The 1,537-nt window shown below is 42.7% G+C and carries 2 protein-coding genes; one reads left to right on the top strand and one right to left on the bottom strand.

All coding sequences use genetic code 11. The features are described 5' to 3' along the window. Nucleotides 1-46: 46 nt before the first annotated feature. Complete coding sequence (locus NJ959_RS30340) at nt 47-175, bottom strand: hypothetical protein (protein ID WP_256529976.1); 129 nt, start codon at nt 173-175, stop codon at nt 47-49. A gap of 53 nt (nt 176-228) precedes the next feature. On the opposite strand from NJ959_RS30340, the gene NJ959_RS29370 reads away from it, so the two are divergent. Next, complete coding sequence (locus NJ959_RS29370; RefSeq protein ID WP_254015295.1) at nt 229-1,503, top strand: RNA-guided endonuclease InsQ/TnpB family protein; 1,275 nt, start codon at nt 229-231, stop codon at nt 1,501-1,503. Nucleotides 1,504-1,537: the final 34 nt, after the last annotated feature.

Raw genomic sequence — 1,537 nt, 5'->3', positions numbered from 1 at the left:
TCACCAAAAAATTGGGTCTGAAGCCCCGTCCTTCTAGGGCGGCTTTTTATTCGCTTTTTTCTCTAATGAGTCGCTTAATTGCCGCTGATAAACTACATCCCCATTTAGCCGCAATGGCAGTCAGTTTTTCAAACTCATCTAGGTAAGCAGGAATGGGATGTTTTTTAGTTGCCATAGTTAAACGCAGAGCAATAATATGGTATTATTATAGTAGAGGAGGTTAAATAAATGTTTGGTTGTCAACAGACTCTAATTAGTCCAGATAAAGACTTAAAGGCGGTATTAGAATTTCTTTGTTCTGAATCTTCAAAGTTATCTAATTGCGGCATTTACTATTCTCGTCAGTTGTATTTCAAAACTGGCAGAATTCCGAATCGTGCTGAGTTGCACAAAGTCTTAGGGACTGAGAATCAGAATTTACATTATCAAGCGTTCTACTCGGATACTGCTCAACAAATCCTAACGGGTGTGGCAGAGTCCTTTAAGTCTTTTTTGGGACTACTGAAAGGCGTTAAGAAAGGGACGGTTACACAGCGTCCTAAATTGCCTAAATACCGCCAAGGTGGGATGGCACTTGTAACGTTTACAGGACGGTCTGTAAAGCTCAAAGATGGAATGCTCAGATTTCCGCTAGGGAGTAAAGTTAAAGCATGGTTTGGACTGGATTCTTTTTTCTTGCCAATGCCATCTAACCTTGATTTCAAAACAATTCGAGAGTATCGGATTCTTCCCCGTAACGGTTGCTTCTATCTGGAGTTGGTTTATAAAACCGTTAACATTCAGGCAGAGGTCAACCTCGCTAAATGCTTGTCAATTGACCACGGGGTGGATAACTGGCTAACCTGCGTAAGCAATACTGGCACTAGCTTTATCGTTGATGGCAAGCATCTTAAATCTATCAATCAGGGATACAACAAACGGGTTGCTTTTTTGATGGAAGGAAAGGCTAACGGCTACTGGTCTAAGCGACTTGCAAGCTTGTCCGAAAGACGCAATCGACAAATGCGAGATGCCATCAACAAAGCTGCAAGAAAAGTAATTAAACATTGCTTAGACAACCAAATTGGTACAGTTATTTTTGGCTGGAACAAGGGTCAGAAAGATTCTGCCAATATGGGAAGCAAAACTAACCAAAAGTTTGTACAGATTCCCACAGGTAGACTGAAAGACAGAATTGCCCAACTCTGTGAGCAGTACGGTATCAAATTTGTGGAGACGGAAGAATCGTATTCGTCTAAAGCTTCGTTTGTCGATAATGATTCGCTACCTACATTCGGTGCAAAACCCGTTCGCGAAGCGTCTCCGCAGGAGATAGGGTGGCAAGCAAGTGGTAAACGAGTTAAGCGAGGTCTGTACCGGACGGCTCAAGGATGGCTGATTAACGCAGATTGCAACGGCGCTGCAAATATTGGCAGAAAAGTAGCGATGATGTTTGGACTTGATCTAAGCGGAATCAGTAGAGGTGATTTGTCAGCGCCTTTAAGACTCAAATTGTGGTCTTAAGAATCCCCGTGTCTTCAGACCGGGGAGTGTCAAA

The sequence above is a fragment of the Limnofasciculus baicalensis BBK-W-15 genome, from assembly GCF_024178385.1.
GTDB lineage: Bacteria > Cyanobacteriota > Cyanobacteriia > Cyanobacteriales > Coleofasciculaceae > Limnofasciculus > Limnofasciculus baicalensis.
Note: the sequence above shows the minus strand (reverse complement) of the source record. Positions and strands in the feature narration are given on the sequence as shown.

Bases quoted from the DNA above. Each gene is read 5' to 3' on its own strand.
- NJ959_RS30340 (WP_256529976.1), bottom strand. From the start codon at position 175: ATGGCAACTAAAAAACATCCCATTCCTGCTTACCTAGATGAGTTTGAA.
- NJ959_RS29370 (WP_254015295.1), top strand. From the start codon at position 229: ATGTTTGGTTGTCAACAGACTCTAATTAGTCCAGATAAAGACTTAAAG.